Here is a 17,535-nt window from a genome sequence, read left to right on the forward strand (position 1 = left end):
TGTGCCGGTCGGTCTAAACAGCGCTTGGGGAGCATGAATTGCGGCATACGCCGAGGGGGGACGTGCGGGCAAGTGCCGCATACGATGAGGCACATGGGTGATGTGCTGGCGGGATTTCATGCCACCTGGGAGTTCGACACCGACTCCGTGCTCATCCGCTTCGAACGGAGTATTCGCACACCGAAGCTCTTCCAGAGCCTGCGTCAACGCCGCATTCCGCACGCGGCGTTGTCGTCGGTGACGCTGACTCCCGGCAAGCGGGGCACGGTGGTGCTGCATGCGGTGCCGAGGCCCGGTGCCGATCCCCTGCTCGAGGCTGCGGCAGGGCAGTTGAAGGAAGGCTGCGATCCGTACCGGCTGGTGCTGCCCGCCGAACGCGAGACGCTCGCCGAGTACTACGCGGACGAGCTGCGCGCACTGCTCGGAGCGGACGCGGGGGAGCCCGCCGAACGTTTCATGGTCGCGGCCCCCGAGGCGCCGATGCAGTTCAAGGCGTACGACGGCCGGGCCGGCTTCGACGGGGACCGGATCTCCTTCCGCTGGTTCTGGACGGGTGCCTCCACGGCGAAATGGAAGGCGGGTGACCAGACGTTTCCGGTCACCGAGCTGTGCGGGGTCGAGTGGCGGTCGCCCGAGGCGTTCGGCGGCTACCTGCGGCTCGTCCCGCGAGGCGCCGCGAGTGCGGTTTCCGTGGCGGACGCGGAAGCCGGTGCGGCCGCGGAGGACGGGGCGATTGGTACGGACGCCGCGCTCGGTCCGCAGGCAATGACCCCGCGGCCCACCCAGGCCGATCAGGACCCCGCCGCGGTGATCTTCGGGCTCGGCTACGGCCCGGTGCACGAGTCGCTGCCGTTCGCCGCCGCCGTCCTGGAATCCGTACGCAGGAACCAGTCCGCCCCCTTGGCGGCGACCGCCGCCCTGGCGGGCGCGGGGCGCCGCGATCCGGCGGACATCGCCGAGCGGATCCGGCACCTCGGGGAACTCCACCGGGCGGGACTCGTGACGGACGACGAGTTCAGCGCGAAGAAGGCCCAGCTGCTCGCTGAACTGTAGGCCTGCGGCGAACGCCCGCCGGGGCGGTGGCGGGACGTTGGCGGCAGGGTTCGCGGTGTATGCACTGGGGCCGGCGCAGGGGTGCCGGGCTGGGAGCCCCGGCCCGGCACCCGGACCGGAAACGACTACTCGCGCGCCGCGGACGTCGAACTCATGTCCGGGTACCGGTCCCCCGCCACCTGCCCCGCGATCGGCTCCAGCAGCGCCAGCTCCTCCCCGGTCAGCGTGAGCCGGGTGGCGGCCACGTTCTCCAGCAGCCGGCTGCTCTTGCGCGTACCCGGGATCGGCACCACGGTCAGCCCGTGCACCTGGGCCCGCTGCTGCACCCAGGCGAGCGCCACCTGCGCGGCCGAAGCGCCGTGCGCCGCGGCGATCTTGTGGACGGGCTCCAGCAGGGCGGCGTTCGTCTTCGCGTTGTCGCCGGTGAAGCGCGGCTGGTACTGACGGAAGTCGCCCTCCGACAGTTCCTTCGCCGCGTCCGTGAACGCGCCGGTCAGAAACCCCCGGCCGAGCGGCGAGTACGGCACGAAAGTCACCCCGAGCTCCACGGCGACGGGCACGGCACTGCGCTCGACGTCCCGGCTGAAGAGCGACCACTCCGACTGGAGGGCGGCGATCGGATGCACGGCGTACGCCTCGCGCAGCTCCGCGCCGGTGACCTCGCTCAGCCCGAGCTGCTTGACCTTGCCCTGCTCGACCAGCTCGGCCATCGCACCGACGGACTCGGCCAGCGGGACGGCGGGATCGCGGCGGTGCATGTAGTACAGGTCGATGACGTCCGTGTTCAGTCGGCGCAGGCTGTCCTCGACGGCCTGCCGGATGTACGCGGGGTCGTTGCGTACGGCCCGGTACTGCGGGTCGTCGGCCTTCCGCTCGATGGCGAACTTCGTGGCGAGGGTGATCTCGTCCCGGTGCGCTCCGACGAACGAGGCGAGGAACGTCTCGTTGGCGCCGCTGCCGTAGACGTCGGCGGTGTCGAAGAGGGTGACTCCCACCTCCAGCGCCGTCTCCAGCGTCTCGCGTGCCGCCGCCTCGTCGGTGTCCCCGTAGAACTCGCTCATGCCCATGCAGCCGAGTCCCTGCACGCCGACCCGCGGGCCGCCGTCGCCGAGCTCCACCGTGGCGATCTTGTTGTCAGTCATCAGGCACAAGGCCTTTCCGGCGCCCGTCGGGCACTCGCATAGAAGTCGATCTTGTGGTCGAGGACGGCGAGGGTGTCCTGGAGCTCCGCGATCCGCGTTCTCACGTCGCGGCGGGTCGCCTCCAGTAGCTCCTGCCGTTCATCGAAGGTGTGCTCGCCCTCGCGCAGCAGCTCCGCGTACCGCACCATGTCGGCGACCGGCATGCCGGTCAGCCGTAGCTTGCCGACGAAGGCCAGCCAGTCCAGGTCACGGTTGGTGAAGCGGCGCTGGCCGGTGTGTGACCGGTCGACGTGCGGCATCAGCCCGATCCGCTCGTACCAGCGAAGAGTGTGCGCGGTGAGCCCGGTGATGGCGGCGACCTCACTGATGGTGTAGCGGTCCTGCCCCTCGGGGCGCGAATGCGCCCTGGGTGCCGATGCGCTTGCGTCCGCCTGTGCGGAGGTGCTCTCCCTCACCGTCATGACCTCCACGCTAGAACCTTGGAGTGCACTCTAAGCAAGCGTAAACGGGGTCGGGTTTCGGCGGCGGTCGGGCCACCCCCTCCGAGCAGTGCAGGACGGCCCTTTAGGCTCGTACGCATGCAGAGCCTGGCGATGATCGACAACTGGCCCGTCCCCACCGCGGCGGCGGCCGTCGTACGAGCGGATGGAACCGTCGTCGGTACGCACGGCCCGACCGCGCACCGTTTCCCGCTCGCTTCGGTCACCAAGCCGATCGCGGCCTATGCGGCGCTCGTGGCGTACGAGGAAGGCGCGGTCGAGCTCGACGAACCGGCCGGGCCCGAGGGGTCCACCGTCCGGCATCTGCTCGCGCACACCAGCGGGCTCGCCTTCGACGAGCACCGGGCGACGGCCGCGCCGGGCACCCGGCGGCTGTACTCCAACGCGGGCTTCGAGGTGCTCGGCGACCACATCGCCAAGGCCACCGACATCCCGTTCCCGGAGTACATACGCCAGGCGGTGCTGGAGCCGCTGGGGATGACCGCGACCACAGTGGACGGCTCGCCCGCCAAGGACGGTGTCTCGACCGTCGACGACCTCGTGCGGTTCGCGGCGGAAATACAGGCGCCGCGGCTGCTCGACCCGCGTACGGTGCTGGCCGCGCAGACCGTCGTACACCCCGGCCTGAAGGGCGTGCTGCCGGGCTACGGCCACCAGAACCCCAACGACTGGGGGCTCGGCTTCGAGATCCGGGACCACAAGTCGCCGCACTGGACCGGCAGTTCCTCGTCACCCGCGACCTTCGGGCACTTCGGCCAGTCCGGGACGTTCCTGTGGATCGACCCGGTCGCGGGTGCGGCCTGCGTCGCGCTGACCGACCGGGCCTTCGGCCCGTGGGCGGTGGAGGTGTGGCCGTCGTTCACGGACGCGGTGCTCGCGGAGCTCGGCTCCCGCCACTGAGAGAAGTCACCCGTCGGCCGCTTTCGTGGCCAGGCACTCGAACCACACCGTCTTGCCGGTCCCGTCGCGGCGCGCCTCCACGCCCCACCCGTCGGTGACGGCGTCGACCAGGATCAGCCCTCTCCCGCCCTCGTCGAGCGCGTCACCCTCGACCGCACGAGGCAGTTCCGGACAGTCGTCAGCGACCTCGACGCGCACACCCCTGGCCGGGAGCAGGAAGATGAGCGTCTGGCAGCGGCGGCCGGGGACATGCCGTACGACATTGGCGATCAGTTCGGTGAGCGCCAACTCCGCGGCGTCGGCGACGTCGAGAAGCCCCCAGCGGGTGAGGTAGAGGTGCAGGATGCGGCGCAGATGCCTGGCCGAGTGCTCACCGATCGCGAAGTCGGCGCGGTAGGTCGCCTCCAGCAGATCGTCGGCCTGCGGATCAATTACATGATTCATGTCACCAGAGTGCAGCGACGTGGTTACGCTCGGCTACGTACGGAAACGAACGTCGTGAGGCGTTGAACGCCGGAGGTGCCCCGCTGTGGCCAACGTCCAATCGCTCGACCCCAGCGCCTCCCCGTTGGACTATTACGGCTGGGAGCTGCGCCGCCAGAGAGAGGCCAACAACCTCAAACAGGGCCAGCTCGGCGAGATCATCTTCTGCACGGGTTCCCTGATCGGCCAGGTCGAGACGACGAAGAAGGTCCCCACCCGCGACTTCGCCGAGCGGCTGGACGCGGCACTCGGCACGGACGGGGTGTTCTCCCGGCTGATCGGCCTGGTCCTGCGAAGCCAACTGCCCGCCTGGTTCCAGCCGTACGCCGAGATGGAGTCGCGCGCCGCGTACATCTCCACGTACCAGGCGCAGTTGGTGTACGGGCTGTTACAGACGGGGGAGTACGCACGGGCGGTGCTCGCCACCGGGATGCCCGACGACCTCACAGGCTTGGTGGCGGCACGGATGGAGCGCCAGCGCATCCTGGAGCGGGAACGGCCGCCGCTCGCCTGGGCCGTCCTCGACGAGGCCGTGCTGCACCGGCCGATCGGCGGTCACGAGGTGATGCGGAAGCAACTCCAGCGGCTGTTGGACGTCACCGACCATCGCTGGATGCAGATTCAGGTGCTGCCCTTCGCGGCAGGTGAACACGCCAGTCTCGACGGCTCGTTCACCACGATGCGCTTCGATGACGATCCCGACATCGTCTACACGGAAGACATCGTCTCCGGCCATATGACGGCCAACCTCGACACGGTCAAGGAGGCCGCGCTCCGTTACGCTCGCTTGCAGGCCGCCGCCCTCTCTGTCGAGGACTCCGCGGCTCTGATCACCCGCGTGATGGAGGAGCGTTATGGAGACCGGTCCCGAACTGAAGAACGCGCGGTGGCGTAAGTCCAGTTACAGCGGAAGCACCGGCGGCGAATGCGTCGAGGTGGCCGACGGCCTCCCCTGCGCCGTCCCCGTCCGCGACAGCAAGAACCCCGACGGCCCCGTGCTGACCATCGGCGCCGCCGCCTGGCAGAGCTTCGTCGACGGGCTCCGCTGACCGCACCCGAAGCCCTCCGCCGAAGGGGCTCGGGACGGATATGCACTACACACGCCCGGGGGCGACGGGCCCTCGTCCGAGGCCTGGGGAACCGCTACCCTCCTCGGCCATGGCCGACATAGTCCGCGCCGCCGCCTCCGACGTACCGGCGCTCGCTTCCGTACTCGCCAGCGCCTATGCCGAGGACCCCGTCTGGTCCTGGCTGATGCCGCACGACCGGGACCGGCGGCTGCGGCTGCTGTTCACCGCGCATCTGGCGCAGCAGGTCCCGGCGGGCCGGGTGTGGACCGACCCGGACCGCACGGTGGCGGCGGTGTGGGCCGAGCCCGGGAAGTGGAAGCTCCCGGTGAGCTATCTGCTGCGCAACGCGGGCACGCTCCTGCTGGCGGGGCGGGCCCAACTTCCCCGGACCGGAATGCGGTTGCTCGCATTGGAGCACCGCCACCCGGCCGACCCCGCGCACTGGTACGTCGAGTACATCGGCACCCACGCGGACGCGCGCGGCACCGGGCGCGGGTCGCAGGTGCTCGGCGGGCTGCTGAAGCAGGCGGACGCGGACGGGCGCCCGGTGTTCCTGGAGTCGAGCAACCGCCGCAATCTGACCTTCTACCGGCGGCACGGCTTCGTCGTGCAGGAGGAGATGACGTTCCGGGCCGGGCCACCGATGTGGTCGATGTGGCGGCGGGGCGCGGACCGGTAGCGCCCCGCCGTCCTCTCCGAGTGGCCCCTCGTGTCACTTCCGCCAGAACAGGTGGTGCGCCACACCGCTCGGGCTGGGGACGACCTCCAGGTGGTACCGGTCGAGCAGCTCATCGGGTGACTCCCAGAGCCGCAGTCCGGATCCGAGCTTCACCGGCGAGACCACCACATGCAGGGTGTCGACGAGACCGGCGTCGAGGAACTGCCGGATGGTGGCGACTCCGCCGCCGAGTCGGACGTCCTTGCCCTCGGCCGCCTCCCGCGCCTGTTGGAGGACCGCGGCCGGATCCCCGTCGACGAAGTGGAACGTGGTGTCGGACAGCGTGAACGAAGGACGCCCGTGGTGGGTCATGACGAACACTGGGGTGCGGAACGGGGGCTCGTCGCCCCACCAGCCGCGCCACTCGTGGTCGTGCCAGGGCCCGCGCTGGGGCCCGAACTTGTTGCGGCCCATGATCTCGGCGCCGATGTTGTGTGCGTAGTCGCGCGTGAAGTAGTCGTCGAGGCCCCGGCTCCCTCCGGGGTCTGTGCGCATGGGCCAGCTCGCCGTGGCGCCGGCCCAGGCAAACAGCCTCTCGGGGTTGACGTGGCCGAACGGACTCTCGAAGCTCTGGTCCTCACCGGCCCCGACTCCGTCACTTGAGACATTGAAGTTCTGGACTCTCAGTAGCTGAGCCATGCGTTCCTCCCGTTTCTTCGGCAACAACTTCGGCAACAATGATGAGACTCTTCGAGCCAGGAAAACTCATCGCCACGTCCGTGACCAACCGGATTTCGGGCTGCAAGTGTCCTGCCGGCTCAGGCCGCCATCTCCCAGATCAGCACCTCGGCCGGCTCGACCGCCACCAACTCCAGCCCCTCCTCCCCGGTGATCCGCGCCGCGTCGCCGGGTGCCAGTTCCTCGTCGCCGATCCGCACACCCCCGGCCACCACGTGGACGTACACCCGCGCCGCGTCCGGCACCGCCGTGCGCTCGCCCTCGGCGAGTCTGCGCACATGCAGCAGGGCGCCCGCCTCCGGGAGGGCGTACGGGGTGGAGTCGGCGATGCCGGGAACGATCGTGTAGGAGGGTTCGCCGCCCGGGGAGAGCGGGGCCAGCCACATCTGAAGGAACGTCAGCGGAACGTCTCCGTCGTTGCGTTCGACGTGGCGCACCCCGGCCGCGGCGCTGAGGTGCTGGAGATCCCCGGCCCGCACGACAGTCGCATGGCCGGCCGAATCGCGGTGGGTCAGCTCGCCCTCGACGACCCAGGTGACGATCTCCGTATGGCTGTGCGGGTGCTCGTCGAAGCCCGCGCCGGGGGCGAGCCGCTCCTCGTTGCAGGCCAGGACCGCGCCGAAGCGGAGGTTGTCCGGATCATAGAAGGCGCCGAACGAGAAGGCGTGCAGGGACTCGATGCCGGCGGCCTCGTCCCCACCCGTGAAGCGGTCGTCGGAGCGCTGAACGGATATCACCCGCCCACGGTAGCCCGGTGCGGCGGCCCCGCCCCCCCACCCTCGCCGCTACTCGGCAGTACCACCCGCGACAGCACCCGACGTACGACCCGCGGTGGCCCCGGCCCACCGTGCCCGCGGCCCGATAAGGCAGTCTTGTCTCCGTGCCCCGACCCGATCCTGAGCAGCCTGCTGCGAATGACGCCCACCTGCATGCCGCGACACTGAAGCGGCTGGAGCAGTCCTCCGGCCGGCTGGCCGCGAACGCGATCGCCCGCATGGACGAGTCGCTGCCCTGGTACCGGGCGATGCCGCCGGAGAACCGGTCCTGGATCGGCCTGGTGGCCCAGGCCGGAATCGCCGCCTTCACCGAGTGGTTCCGGCACCCGGAGACGCCGCAGGCCATCTCCACCGATGTGTTCGGCACGGCTCCGCGTGAGCTGACCAGAGCGATCACACTGCGCCAGACCGTCGAGATGGTGCGCACGACGATCGAGGTCATGGAGGCCGCGATCGAGGAGGTCGCCGCGCCCGGCGACGAGTCGCTGCTGCGCGAGGCGCTGCTCGTGTACGCGCGGGAGATCGCCTTTGCGACGGCCCAGGTGTACGCGCAGGCGGCCGAGGCGCGCGGCGCCTGGGACGCCCGGCTGGAATCGCTCGTGGTGAACGCGGTGCTGTCCGGGGAGGCCGACGAGGGCGCCGTCTCCCGGGCCGCCGCGCTCGGCTGGAACTCCCCCGAGCATGTGTGCGTGATCCTCGGTACGGCCCCCGACGGCGACAGCGAACTGACCGTCGAGGCGATCCGGCGCGCCGCCCGCCACGCCAAACTCCAGGTCCTCACCGGGGTGCTCGGCAGCCGTCTGGTCGTCATCGCGGGCGGCAGCGACAACCCGCTGCACGTCGCGAAGGCGCTGATCGGCCCCTACGCGGCCGGCCCGGTCGTCGCCGGGCCCGTGGTGCCCGACCTGCTGGCGGCCACCCGGTCCGCCCAGGCCGCCGCCGCCGGGCTCAAGGCGTGCGGCGCCTGGCAGGACGCACCGCGGCCGGTTCTGGCGGATGACCTGCTGCCGGAGCGCGCCATTGCGGGCGACCCCGCCGCGCGTGACCAGTTGGTGGAGGAGATCTACAGACCGCTGGAGGAAGCGGGCTCGGCGCTGCTGGAGACACTGAGCGTGTACCTGGAGCAGGCGAGCAGCCTGGAGGGCGCGGCCCGGATGCTGTTCGTGCACCCCAACACCGTGCGCTACCGGCTTCGACGTGTGACAGACGTCACCGGATGGTCACCCTCCGATGTCCGCTCGGCGTTCACGCTGCGAATCGCCCTGATTCTGGGGCGCCTGGCCGACAGGGATACCCAGTCCTAAACTTTTGTCGGACATCAACAATTCCCCCTACGGTTCTTCGTCCCTGTCCCCACGGGCGTTCAGGACCGTTCACAAGAGAGAGTGTGAGGGTGCTCGTACTCGTCGCTCCCGGCCAAGGCGCTCAGACGCCCGGCTTCCTGACTCCCTGGCTCGACCTCCCCGGTGCCTCCGACCGCGTCGCGGCCTGGTCCGACGCCATCGGGCTCGACCTCGCCCACTACGGCACGAAGGCCGACGCGGACGAGATCCGCGACACCGCGGTGGCTCAGCCGCTGCTGGTCGCCGCGGGCCTGCTGTCCGCCGCCGCACTGGCCGCGTCACCCGATGTCGTCGCAGGTCACAGCGTTGGTGAGATCACCGCGGCGGCGCTCGCCGGTGTCCTCGACGAGGAGGCCGCGCTCCGTCTCGTACGCACCCGCGGGCTCGCCATGGCGGACGCCGCAGCAGTCACGGAGACCGGCATGGCGGCGCTGCTCGGCGGCGACCCCGACGTGACGGTCCCTCACCTGGAGATGCTCGGGCTGACCCCGGCGAACGTCAACGGGGGCGGCCAGATCGTCGCCGCCGGCACCGCCGCGCAGATCGCCGCGCTGACCAAGGACATGCCCGAGGGCGTACGCCGCGTGGTGCCCCTCAAGGTCGCCGGCGCCTTCCACACGCACCACATGGCTCCCGCGGTCGACCGGCTCCGCGAGGCCGCCGCGGCACTGACGGTCTCCGAGCCGACTGTGACATATGTCTCGAACGCCGACGGGAAGCCGGTCGCCACCGGCGCCGAGGTCGTCTCGCGGCTGGTCGGGCAGGTCGCCAACCCGGTCCGCTGGGACCTGTGCATGGAGACGTTCAAGGAGCTGGGAGTCACGACGCTCATCGAGGCCTGCCCGGGTGGAACCCTGACCGGTCTCGCCAAGCGGGCACTGCCCGGGGTGCGGACCCTCGCGCTCAAGACCCCCGACGACCTCGACGCGGCCCGCGCGCTCCTCGCTGAGCACGCAGACGCCTAAGGAGCCCGAGAGCATGTCGAAGATCAAGCCCAGTCAGGGCGCCCCGTACGCACGGATCATGGGTGTCGGCGGCTACCGCCCGACCCGTGTCGTGCCCAACGAGGTGATCCTCGAAACGATCGACTCGTCGGACGAGTGGATCCGCTCCCGCTCCGGCATCGCCACCCGCCACTGGGCCTCCGAGGAGGAGACCGTGGCCGCGATGTCCGTGGCAGCGTCCGGCAAGGCCATCGCGGATGCCGGCATCATGCCGGAGCAGATCGGCGCCGTCATCGTCTCCACCGTCTCGCACTTCAAGCAGACGCCGGCCATCGCGACCGAGATCGCCTACAAGATCGGTGCGGGCAAGCCCGCCGCGTTCGACATCTCCGCCGGCTGCGCCGGGTTCGGCTACGGTCTGACCCTCGCCAAGGGCATGATCGTCGAGGGTTCGGCGGAGTACGTCCTCGTCATCGGCGTGGAGCGGCTCAGCGACCTCACCGACCTGCACGACCGCGCGACGGCGTTCCTGTTCGGCGACGGTGCCGGCGCGGTCGTCGTCGGCCCCTCCAAGGTCCCCGCCATAGGCCCGACGGTCTGGGGCTCCGAGGGCGACAAGTCCGAGACGATCAAGCAGACCGTGGCGTGGGACGAGTTCCACGCCGAGCGCCCGGAGAAGTTCCCGGCCATCACGCAGGAGGGTCAGGCGGTCTTCCGCTGGGCCGTCTTCGAGATGGCGAAGGTCGCCCAGCAGGCGCTGGACGCGGCCGGGATCGCCCCGGAAGACCTGGACGTCTTCATCCCGCACCAGGCCAACATGCGGATCATCGACTCGATGGTGAAGACCCTGAAGCTGCCGGAGCATGTCACGGTCGCCCGTGACGTGGAGACCACCGGCAACACCTCCGCCGCCTCGATTCCGCTCGCTATGGAGCGGCTTCTGGCGACCGGTCAGGCGAAGAGCGGCGACACCGCGCTCGTCATCGGCTTCGGGGCGGGTCTCGTCTACGCCGCGACGGTCGTTACTCTCCCCTAGGCACACCGGACCTTCCGGTCCGGACGTCCGTACCCTGCAGAAACACATCGAAGGAGCGCCAACATGGCCGCCACCCAGGAAGAGATCGTCAACGGTCTCGCCGAGATCGTCAACGAGATCGCCGGTATCCCGGTCGAGGACGTCCAGCTGGACAAGTCCTTCACCGACGACCTGGACGTCGACTCGCTGTCCATGGTCGAGGTCGTCGTCGCCGCCGAAGAGCGCTTCGACGTCAAGATCCCGGACGAGGACGTCAAGAACCTCAAGACGGTCGGCGACGCTGCCGACTACATCCTGAAGCACCAGGCCTGATCCAGCCGGCTCGTGTGTCGCCACCCGGCGGTGGCGCCGCTGATTCACGACCCTCTACACGTGGAGAAGATTTTCCAGTGAACTCGACCAATCGCACCGTGGTCGTCACCGGTATCGGCGCAACCACTCCGCTGGGTGGCGACTCGGCGTCGACCTGGGAAGGTCTGATGGCCGGTCGTTCCGGCGTCAAGCCTCTCGAGGGCGAGCGTTTCGCCGAACTGCCCGTCCGGATCGCCGCCCTCGCGGCCGTCGACCCGGGCGACGTACTGCCCCGCCCGCTCGCCCGCAAGCTGGACCGCTCGGCGCAGTTCGCGCTGATCGCGGCCCGCGAGGCGTGGGCGGACGCCGGCTTCACCGGCAAGGCCGGTGAGGACGAGAAGATCCAGCCCGACCGGCTCGGCTCGGTCATCGCCTCCGGTATCGGTGGTGTGATCACGCTCCTCGACCAGTACGACGTGCTGAAGGAGAAGGGCGTACGCCGCGTCTCCCCGCACACCGTGCCCATGCTCATGCCGAACGGCCCGGCCGCCAACGTCGGCCTCGAGGTCAACGCACAGGCCGGTGTCCACACCCCGGTCTCCGCCTGTGCGTCGGGCGCCGAGGCCATCGGGTACGCCGTCGAGATGATCCGCTCCGGCCGCGCCGATGTCGTGCTCGCCGGTGGCACCGAGGCGGCCATCCACCCGCTGCCGATCGCGGCGTTCGCCAACATGATGGCGATGTCCAAGAACAACGACGAGCCCGAGAAGGCGTCTCGTCCGTACGACACGGGCCGTGACGGCTTCGTGCTCGGCGAGGGCGCGGGCGTCGTGGTCCTGGAGTCCGCGGAGCACGCTGCCGCGCGGGGCGCCAAGGTCTACTGCGAGGTGCTGGGGCAGGGGCTGTCCGCGGACGCCCACCACATCGCCCAGCCCGAGCCGACGGGGCGCGGGATCGCTGCCGCGATGCAGAACCTGCTGGACCAGACGGATCTCAAGCCGTCGGAGGTCGTGCACCTCAACGCGCACGCCACGTCGACGCCGCAGGGCGACGTCGCGGAGCTGAAGGCTCTGCGCAAGGTTCTGGGCGACGACCTCGACCATGTCGCGATCTCCGCGACGAAGTCGATGACCGGTCACCTGCTCGGTGGCGCGGGCGGCATCGAGACCGTTGCGACGGTCCTGGCGCTGCACCACCGGATGGCTCCGCCGACGATCAACGTGGAAAACCTCGACGAGGCGGTGGATGCGGACATCGTGCGCGATGAGCCCCGTCCGTTGCCCGAGGGGCCGATCGCCGCGATCAACAACTCGTTCGGGTTCGGGGGGCACAACGTGGTGCTGGCGTTCCGCAGCGTCTGATCCACGGCCCGCGCCCGGTACACCGAGGCCCGCCTCCCCCGAGTGGGGAGGCGGGCCTCGTCCGCTGTGCGGGACGTTTCGGCGGGGCTCTGTCTTCGGGCCCCGCTCCTCAATCGCCGGCGGGGCTGATTTGTGTCGCGCCGGATTCCGGCCTCGCCGGCGTGTGAGACGCGGGGCCCCGGTTTCGGGAAGGGGCGGCCAGGGGAACAGGCCCGCCGCAGACGCCCCTCACACCACCTGGTGGAGCCACCGCACCGGAGCCCCCTCCCCCGCATGCCGGAACGACTCCAACTCGTCGTCCCACGGCTTGCCGAGAAGTTTGGCGATCTCCGCCTCCAGCTCCGTCTCCCCCCGCACCGACCGCGCCAGCGCGGCCCGCAGCCGGTCCTCCGGCACCAGGATGTCGCCGTGCATGCCGGTGACCGCGTGGAAGATGCCCAGCTCCGGCGTGGAGCTGTACCGCTCACCCTCCGCCGTCGCACACGGCTCCGCCGTCACCTCGAAGCGCAGCAGATCCCACCCCCGCAGTGCGGAGGCAAGCTTCGACGCGGTACCCGCGGCACCCTTCCAGGAGAACTCGGACCGCCAGGTACCGGGCGAGGCCGGCTGTCTGATCCAGTCGAGCTGAACCCGCACACCGAGGACACCCGCCACCGCCCATTCGATATGTGGGCAGAGCGCGCGCGGTGCGGAGTGAACGTACAGAACTCCACGTGTCGTCACCGGGACCTCCAGTGTGGGACGAGGTTCGCCTTCCCCAGCGGCCTCGCGCCCGTACCGCCTTTACTCGGCCGGTCCCCGAGGCTGTCGTCAGTAAACAGCATCGGGGGTTAATCTCCGGAAAAGGGACGGTATGTGACGTGATGTGATGATACGAAGCCACCCAAGTGGAGTCGGGTGGCGGAACGCGGCACTGGTTCGACGGAGAAAAGCTACCGTGCGCTGGCGCCCGAGGTGTGACGTACCGTCGGTCCTGGGCCCATCAATCGCAGAGCTTTCACCCGGCAGGGCGCGCGGGTGTGTCGCCTGGGACCACGGGGGTTGCCGGGGGCATAAACGGGAGGGCATGAGGGATGCAGAATCGTTCCGCGAGCCATCGCTCGCGCACCAGTGCCGCCGTTCTGACGGCGCTTCCGGTGATCGCCGTGGCCGCGCTGGCCGGCTGTGACACCGGGCCGGACACGACGACCAAGGGGTCCGCCGCCGGGCGGCACCACCCGTCTGCCGCACCGTCCCCCGTCTGGAACCCGAGTCCAGGGTCGGTCGCCGCGGTCGGGGATTCCATCACGCGTGGTTTCGACGCCTGTTCCGTGCTGGCCGACTGCCCCGAGGTCTCCTGGGCGACCGGCACGGACAGCCAGGTCCGGAGCCTCGCCGTGCGGCTGCTCGGCTCCTCGGGCGCGGCCTCGCGCAGCTGGAACCACGCCGAGACCGGGGCCCGGATCGCCCAATTGCCGGAGCAGATGGCTCTCGCGGCGGAGCGGAAGCCGGACCTGGTGACCGTGATGATCGGCGCCAACGACGCCTGCCGGGACTCGGCGGGACTGATGACGCCGGTGGCGGACTTCCGGGCCTCGTTCGAGGCGTCGATGCGTCAGCTCCGCAGCAAGGCGCCGAAGGCGCAGGTGTACGTGTCGAGCGTGCCGGATCTCAAACGCCTCTGGTCGACGGGGCGCGACAACCCCTTGGGCAAGCAGATCTGGAAGCTGGGCATCTGCAAGTCGATGCTGGGCCATGCGGATGACATGAGCGCCGGGGCCGAGGCGCGCCGCGCCTCGGTGCAGGAGCGGGTCGTGGCGTACAACGAGGTGCTGCGGAACGTGTGCGCGAAGGATCTGCGCTGCCGGTACGACGGCGGTGCCGTCTTCGACTACCGGTTCACCGGCCGGCAGCTCAGTCCGTGGGACTGGTTCCATCCGGGGCTGAGCGGCCAGGCCCGGCTCGCCGAGATCGCGTACCGCAATATCACGGCTCGGAAGCCCCCGGCGTAGCCCCCCGCGACGTCGCCCCCCATGTGCCGGTCGGTCTAAGGTCCGTGATCATGGACACCGGTGTGAGCAGCACGGCGATGCGTACGGAACTCTTCGGCACCCTCGCGGACGGCACCGCCGTCCACCGCTGGACGCTGGAACGGGCCGGTACGCGGGTACACGTCCTGACCTACGGCGGCATCGTGCAGTCGGTGGAGGTGCCCGGACGGGACGGCGTGCGGGCCGGGGTGGCACTCGGGCTGCCGGACCTCGCGGCGTACGAGACGTTCTCGGGCCCCTACTTCGGGGTGCTGGTCGGACGGTACGCGAACCGGATCGCGGGCGCTTCCTTCGTGCTCGACGGGCAGACCCACCACGTGACCCGGAACGAGGGGCGCAACCATGTGCACGGCGGGGCCTGCGGCTTCGACAAGCGCGTGTGGGAGGCGCGGGAGGTCCCGGGCGGCGTGGAGCTGTCGCTGGTCGCGGAGGACGGCGAGGAGGGCTTCCCGGGGCGGCTGGCGGTCTCGGCCGCGTACACCCTGGACGAGGACGGGGCGCTGCGCATCGCGTACCGGGCGACGACGGACGCACCGACCGTGGTGAACCTGACCAGTCACACGTACTGGAATCTGGCCGGCACCGACAGTGGCAGTGCGACCGGGCACACCCTGCGGATCGCGGCCGGGCGGATCACCCCGGTGGACGGCGAGTCGATTCCCACGGGCGAGCTGCTGCCGGTGGACGGCACCCGGTTCGACTTCCGTGAGGCGCGGACGGTCGGTACGGGGTACGACCACAACTTCGTGCTGGACGAGGCGGTGGACGGTCCGGTGGCCGAGCTGTGCGACCCCGGCTCGGGGCGCGTCCTGACCGTCGCCACGACCGAGCCCGGGATGCAGTTGTACACCGCCGACCACTTCGACGGGCGACCGTACCGGCCCTGCGCCGGGATCGCGCTGGAGACGCAGCACTTCCCGGACTCGCCGAACCGGCCGGAGTTCCCGAGCACGGTGCTGCGGCCGGGCGAGGAGTACGTGTCGACGACCGTGTACGGGTTCTCGGTGCGGTGACCGGACGAGGAGAGCCCCGGAGCGGGGTCAGGTGCCGCTCCACGGCTCTCCGGACCGAGGGGCTGCCGCTCCTCCTTGACCTCCGTGGCCGCAGTCGGGCGCACGCCGCCGAGCTAGCGCGACGACTCCACTCACGAGTGAGATGACCTGCGACAACACCGATACGACAAGATCGATAAGCGGCACCTGCGAGTGATTCCGCGCGGTCTGCGCGTGTCCGGGCAACGCGCTCCCTTCCTCGCCACCAGGGTGTCCGCATGACTACCGAGCCAGCCGAAGCGACCTCTGCCCTGCCCTCGCGGCGCACCATGATCGCGGGCGCCGCCGCCGGCGCCGCCACCCTCGTCACGACCGCCGTGACCTCGGCGAACGCGGCCACGCCCGACTCCCTCGCGGTGCCTGCGGCCCCCGAGGTGGCCCCCGGCTCCGACTGGAACGCCTGCCTGGCCATCGCCCGGGCCATCCTCGTACGCGACGAGCAGGACGAGCCGCTGGTGCCGCACTACGGCGACATCCTGCTCTCCACGGGCCTGCCGCGCAGCCGCAAGCCCCCCAAGAAGGTGCTGATCATCGGTGCGGGTCCGGCCGGCCTGACCGCCGCCCATCTGCTCAGCAGCGCCGGGCACACCGTCACCGTGATCGAGGCCAACGGCAACCGGGTCGGCGGCCGGATCAAGACCTTCCGCAAGGGCGGCCACGAGAACGCGAAGGCTCCGTTCGCCGACTCGAGGCAGTACGCCGAGGCCGGGGCGATGCGGATTCCCGACAGCCACCCGCTCGTCACCGGGCTCATGGACAGCTTCGGTCTGAAGCGCCGCCGCTTCTACCTCGTCGATGTCGACGGCGCGGGAGAGCCCGTCAACCACACCTGGATCCACGTCAACGGCATCCGGGTCCGCAAGGCGGACTACGCGAAGAAGCCGCAGGTGCTCAACCGCTCCTTCGGGGTCCCCGCGGAGTTCGAGAACAAGACCGCCGCGACCATCGTGCGGGAGGCCTTCGCGCCCGTACGCAAGGAGTTCGAGGGCAAGGAGGGCCGGGAGCTCGTCGAGGGCTGGGCGCGCGTCATCCAGCGGTACGGACACTGGTCGATGTTCCGCTTCCTGACCGAGGCGGCCAAGCTCGACGAGCGCACCATCGACCTCATCGGCACGGTCGAGAACCTCACCTCGCGGCTCCATCTCGCCTTTGTGCACAGCTTCATCGGAGCCTCCCTGATCAGCCCGGACACCGCGTTCTACGAGCTGCCCGGCGGCACGGCGACCCTGGCCGACGCCATGTACGCACGGGTCAAGGGCCTGGTGCGGCTGGACCGCCGGGCCGCCAGGATCAGCTACGAAGCCGACAGCGTCCGGGTCGAGACGGTGTCCGAGGGCCGTAACGGAAAGGTCGTGCGGGAGACGTTCACCGGCGACCGGGCGATCGTCACCGTGCCGTTCTCCGGGCTGCGCCACATCCCGGTCACGCCCGCGCTCTCGTACGGCAAGCGGCGCGCGATCACCGAGGTCCACTACGACGCGGCCACCAAGGTGCTGCTCGAATTCAGCCTCCGCTGGTGGGAGTTCGAGGAGAAGGACTGGAAGGCCGAGCTGGACAGGATCCGGCCCGGTCTGTACGACGCCTACCGGCTCGGCAAGGCGCCGGCCGACGGTTCACTGCTCGGCGCGCACCCCTCCGTACCGCCCGGACATCTTCCGCCCAACCAGCGCGTGCACTATGCGGCGTACCGCGCGACCGCCCGCGACCAGCCCGAGGCGGCGCATGTCATCGGCGGCGGATCCGTCACCGACAACGCCAACCGCTTCATGTTCCAGCCCTCCCACCCGGTCGACGGAAGCAAGGGAGGTGTCCTCCTCGCCTCGTACAGCTGGGCCGACGACGCCCTGAAGTGGGACTCCCTGGACGACGACGAGCGCTACCCGCACGCCCTGGGCGGCGTGCAGGACGTGTACGGGCAGCGCATCGAGGTCTTCTACACGGGGGTCGGCGCCACCCAGTCGTGGATGCGCGACCCGTACGCGTACGGCGAAGCATCGGTGCTGCTGCCCGGCCAGCACACCGAACTGTTCGCCGATGTGCGCTCGGTCGAGGGGCCGCTGCACTTCGCGGGCTGTCACACCTCGGTCAAGCCCGCCTGGATCGAAGGGGCGTTGGAGTCGGCGGTCCGCACGGCACTGGAAGTGCACACGAGCTGACG

Annotated in this window: 19 protein-coding genes; 13 read left to right on the plus strand and 6 right to left on the minus strand. The window is 70.2% G+C overall.

Translation table 11 applies throughout. The annotated features are described in order from the left end of the window. The first annotated feature begins 93 nt into the window (after nucleotides 1-93). Entirely contained in the window at nucleotides 94-1,053 is a 960-nt protein-coding gene (locus AB0N06_RS12935) for a DUF4429 domain-containing protein (RefSeq protein ID WP_366134722.1), read from the plus strand. Nucleotides 1,054-1,178: 125 nt separating this feature from the next. Here the strand turns inward: AB0N06_RS12935 and AB0N06_RS12940 are convergent, their stop codons facing one another. Further along, nucleotides 1,179-2,195 (minus strand): aldo/keto reductase, encoded by a 1,017-nt coding sequence (locus AB0N06_RS12940; RefSeq protein WP_366134723.1) that lies wholly within the window; start codon nucleotides 2,193-2,195, stop codon nucleotides 1,179-1,181. Next, nucleotides 2,195-2,656 carry a MerR family transcriptional regulator gene (locus AB0N06_RS12945; RefSeq protein WP_366134724.1) on the minus strand — a complete coding sequence of 154 codons (462 nt, stop codon included), beginning with the start codon at nucleotides 2,654-2,656 and terminating at the stop codon, nucleotides 2,195-2,197. The genes AB0N06_RS12940 and AB0N06_RS12945 overlap by 1 nt, the downstream gene beginning before the upstream one ends. Before the next feature lie 117 nt (nucleotides 2,657-2,773). On the opposite strand from AB0N06_RS12945, the gene AB0N06_RS12950 reads away from it, so the two are divergent. Next, complete coding sequence (locus AB0N06_RS12950) at nucleotides 2,774-3,595, plus strand: serine hydrolase domain-containing protein (protein WP_366134725.1); 822 nt, start codon at nucleotides 2,774-2,776, stop codon at nucleotides 3,593-3,595. A 6-nt stretch (nucleotides 3,596-3,601) separates the two neighbouring features. Here AB0N06_RS12950 and AB0N06_RS12955 read toward each other — a convergent pair whose 3' ends face one another. Beyond that, nucleotides 3,602-4,039 (minus strand): ATP-binding protein, encoded by a 438-nt coding sequence (locus tag AB0N06_RS12955; RefSeq protein ID WP_366134726.1) that lies wholly within the window; start codon nucleotides 4,037-4,039, stop codon nucleotides 3,602-3,604. Between the two features lie 85 nt (nucleotides 4,040-4,124). Here AB0N06_RS12955 and AB0N06_RS12960 point away from each other — a divergent pair, with 85 nt between their 5' ends. The 3 genes from AB0N06_RS12960 to AB0N06_RS12970 all read left to right on the plus strand — a co-directional run bounded on the left by AB0N06_RS12960 (nucleotide 4,125) and on the right by AB0N06_RS12970 (nucleotide 5,827). Beyond that, nucleotides 4,125-4,973, plus strand: coding sequence for a helix-turn-helix transcriptional regulator (locus tag AB0N06_RS12960; RefSeq protein WP_366134727.1), 849 nt, complete (start codon nucleotides 4,125-4,127; stop codon nucleotides 4,971-4,973). Then, nucleotides 4,933-5,127 (plus strand): DUF397 domain-containing protein, encoded by a 195-nt coding sequence (locus AB0N06_RS12965; RefSeq protein ID WP_366134728.1) that lies wholly within the window; start codon nucleotides 4,933-4,935, stop codon nucleotides 5,125-5,127. Before AB0N06_RS12960 ends, AB0N06_RS12965 begins: the two co-directional genes overlap by 41 nt. Nucleotides 5,128-5,236: 109 nt before the next feature. Continuing rightward, nucleotides 5,237-5,827: a GNAT family N-acetyltransferase gene (locus tag AB0N06_RS12970; RefSeq protein ID WP_366134730.1), complete on the plus strand. Its 591-nt coding sequence runs from the start codon at nucleotides 5,237-5,239 to the stop codon at nucleotides 5,825-5,827. Between the two features lie 33 nt (nucleotides 5,828-5,860). Here AB0N06_RS12970 and AB0N06_RS12975 read toward each other — a convergent pair whose 3' ends face one another. Then, a complete protein-coding gene (locus tag AB0N06_RS12975) occupies nucleotides 5,861-6,505 on the minus strand; it encodes a dihydrofolate reductase family protein (protein WP_366134731.1) in 645 nt (214 codons plus the stop codon). A gap of 119 nt (nucleotides 6,506-6,624) precedes the next feature. After that, nucleotides 6,625-7,281, minus strand: coding sequence for a pirin family protein (locus AB0N06_RS12980; protein WP_366134732.1), 657 nt, complete (start codon nucleotides 7,279-7,281; stop codon nucleotides 6,625-6,627). 143 nt (nucleotides 7,282-7,424) lie between these two features. Between AB0N06_RS12980 and AB0N06_RS12985 the strand changes: the two genes are divergently transcribed. The 5 genes from AB0N06_RS12985 (at nucleotide 7,425) to fabF (ending at nucleotide 12,295) form a co-directional block, all read left to right on the plus strand. Continuing rightward, entirely contained in the window at nucleotides 7,425-8,624 is a 1,200-nt protein-coding gene (locus AB0N06_RS12985) for a helix-turn-helix domain-containing protein (protein ID WP_366134733.1), read from the plus strand. An 89-nt stretch (nucleotides 8,625-8,713) separates the two neighbouring features. After that, nucleotides 8,714-9,628, plus strand: a complete 915-nt coding sequence (locus AB0N06_RS12990) for an ACP S-malonyltransferase (RefSeq protein WP_366134734.1) — start codon at nucleotides 8,714-8,716, stop codon at nucleotides 9,626-9,628. A 13-nt stretch (nucleotides 9,629-9,641) separates the two neighbouring features. Beyond that, nucleotides 9,642-10,643 carry a ketoacyl-ACP synthase III gene (locus AB0N06_RS12995; RefSeq protein WP_366134735.1) on the plus strand — a complete coding sequence of 334 codons (1,002 nt, stop codon included), beginning with the start codon at nucleotides 9,642-9,644 and terminating at the stop codon, nucleotides 10,641-10,643. Nucleotides 10,644-10,706: 63 nt separating this feature from the next. Beyond that, entirely contained in the window at nucleotides 10,707-10,955 is a 249-nt protein-coding gene (locus tag AB0N06_RS13000) for an acyl carrier protein (RefSeq protein ID WP_030925892.1), read from the plus strand. Between the two features lie 77 nt (nucleotides 10,956-11,032). Beyond that, nucleotides 11,033-12,295 carry a beta-ketoacyl-ACP synthase II gene (gene fabF / locus AB0N06_RS13005; protein WP_366134736.1) on the plus strand — a complete coding sequence of 421 codons (1,263 nt, stop codon included), beginning with the start codon at nucleotides 11,033-11,035 and terminating at the stop codon, nucleotides 12,293-12,295. 228 nt (nucleotides 12,296-12,523) lie between these two features. Here fabF and AB0N06_RS13010 read toward each other — a convergent pair whose 3' ends face one another. Beyond that, complete coding sequence (locus tag AB0N06_RS13010; RefSeq protein ID WP_366134737.1) at nucleotides 12,524-13,018, minus strand: DUF3145 domain-containing protein; 495 nt, start codon at nucleotides 13,016-13,018, stop codon at nucleotides 12,524-12,526. Nucleotides 13,019-13,368: 350 nt separating this feature from the next. Here AB0N06_RS13010 and AB0N06_RS13015 point away from each other — a divergent pair, with 350 nt between their 5' ends. The 3 genes from AB0N06_RS13015 to AB0N06_RS13025 all read left to right on the plus strand — a co-directional run bounded on the left by AB0N06_RS13015 (nucleotide 13,369) and on the right by AB0N06_RS13025 (nucleotide 17,533). Further along, on the plus strand, nucleotides 13,369-14,286 hold the full coding sequence (locus AB0N06_RS13015; RefSeq protein WP_366134738.1) for an SGNH/GDSL hydrolase family protein: 918 nt from the start codon (nucleotides 13,369-13,371) through the stop codon (nucleotides 14,284-14,286). A 50-nt stretch (nucleotides 14,287-14,336) separates the two neighbouring features. After that, the gene (locus AB0N06_RS13020) at nucleotides 14,337-15,338 is read left to right on the plus strand and encodes an aldose epimerase family protein (protein ID WP_366134739.1); all 1,002 of its coding nucleotides are present in this window, start codon (nucleotides 14,337-14,339) and stop codon (nucleotides 15,336-15,338) included. Nucleotides 15,339-15,595: 257 nt separating this feature from the next. Beyond that, the gene (locus tag AB0N06_RS13025; RefSeq protein ID WP_366134740.1) at nucleotides 15,596-17,533 is read left to right on the plus strand and encodes an FAD-dependent oxidoreductase; all 1,938 of its coding nucleotides are present in this window, start codon (nucleotides 15,596-15,598) and stop codon (nucleotides 17,531-17,533) included. The last annotated feature ends 2 nt before the right edge of the window (nucleotides 17,534-17,535 follow it).

Source organism: Streptomyces sp. NPDC051020, from assembly GCF_040683105.1.
Taxonomy (GTDB): Bacteria; Actinomycetota; Actinomycetes; order Streptomycetales; family Streptomycetaceae; genus Streptomyces.

What these genes read in the sequence shown, in the direction of transcription:
- AB0N06_RS12935 (WP_366134722.1), top strand. Translation starts at nt 94, where the DNA reads ATGGGTGATGTGCTGGCGGGATTTCATGCCACCTGGGAGTTCGACACC.
- AB0N06_RS12940 (WP_366134723.1), bottom strand. Translation starts at nt 2,195, where the DNA reads ATGACTGACAACAAGATCGCCACGGTGGAGCTCGGCGACGGCGGCCCG.
- AB0N06_RS12945 (WP_366134724.1), bottom strand. Translation starts at nt 2,656, where the DNA reads ATGACGGTGAGGGAGAGCACCTCCGCACAGGCGGACGCAAGCGCATCG.
- AB0N06_RS12950 (WP_366134725.1), top strand. Translation starts at nt 2,774, where the DNA reads ATGCAGAGCCTGGCGATGATCGACAACTGGCCCGTCCCCACCGCGGCG.
- AB0N06_RS12955 (WP_366134726.1), bottom strand. Translation starts at nt 4,039, where the DNA reads ATGAATCATGTAATTGATCCGCAGGCCGACGATCTGCTGGAGGCGACC.
- AB0N06_RS12965 (WP_366134728.1), top strand. Translation starts at nt 4,933, where the DNA reads ATGGAGACCGGTCCCGAACTGAAGAACGCGCGGTGGCGTAAGTCCAGT.
- AB0N06_RS12970 (WP_366134730.1), top strand. Translation starts at nt 5,237, where the DNA reads ATGGCCGACATAGTCCGCGCCGCCGCCTCCGACGTACCGGCGCTCGCT.
- AB0N06_RS12975 (WP_366134731.1), bottom strand. Translation starts at nt 6,505, where the DNA reads ATGGCTCAGCTACTGAGAGTCCAGAACTTCAATGTCTCAAGTGACGGA.
- AB0N06_RS12995 (WP_366134735.1), top strand. Translation starts at nt 9,642, where the DNA reads ATGTCGAAGATCAAGCCCAGTCAGGGCGCCCCGTACGCACGGATCATG.
- AB0N06_RS13000 (WP_030925892.1), top strand. Translation starts at nt 10,707, where the DNA reads ATGGCCGCCACCCAGGAAGAGATCGTCAACGGTCTCGCCGAGATCGTC.
- AB0N06_RS13015 (WP_366134738.1), top strand. Translation starts at nt 13,369, where the DNA reads ATGCAGAATCGTTCCGCGAGCCATCGCTCGCGCACCAGTGCCGCCGTT.
- AB0N06_RS13020 (WP_366134739.1), top strand. Translation starts at nt 14,337, where the DNA reads ATGGACACCGGTGTGAGCAGCACGGCGATGCGTACGGAACTCTTCGGC.
- AB0N06_RS13025 (WP_366134740.1), top strand. Translation starts at nt 15,596, where the DNA reads ATGACTACCGAGCCAGCCGAAGCGACCTCTGCCCTGCCCTCGCGGCGC.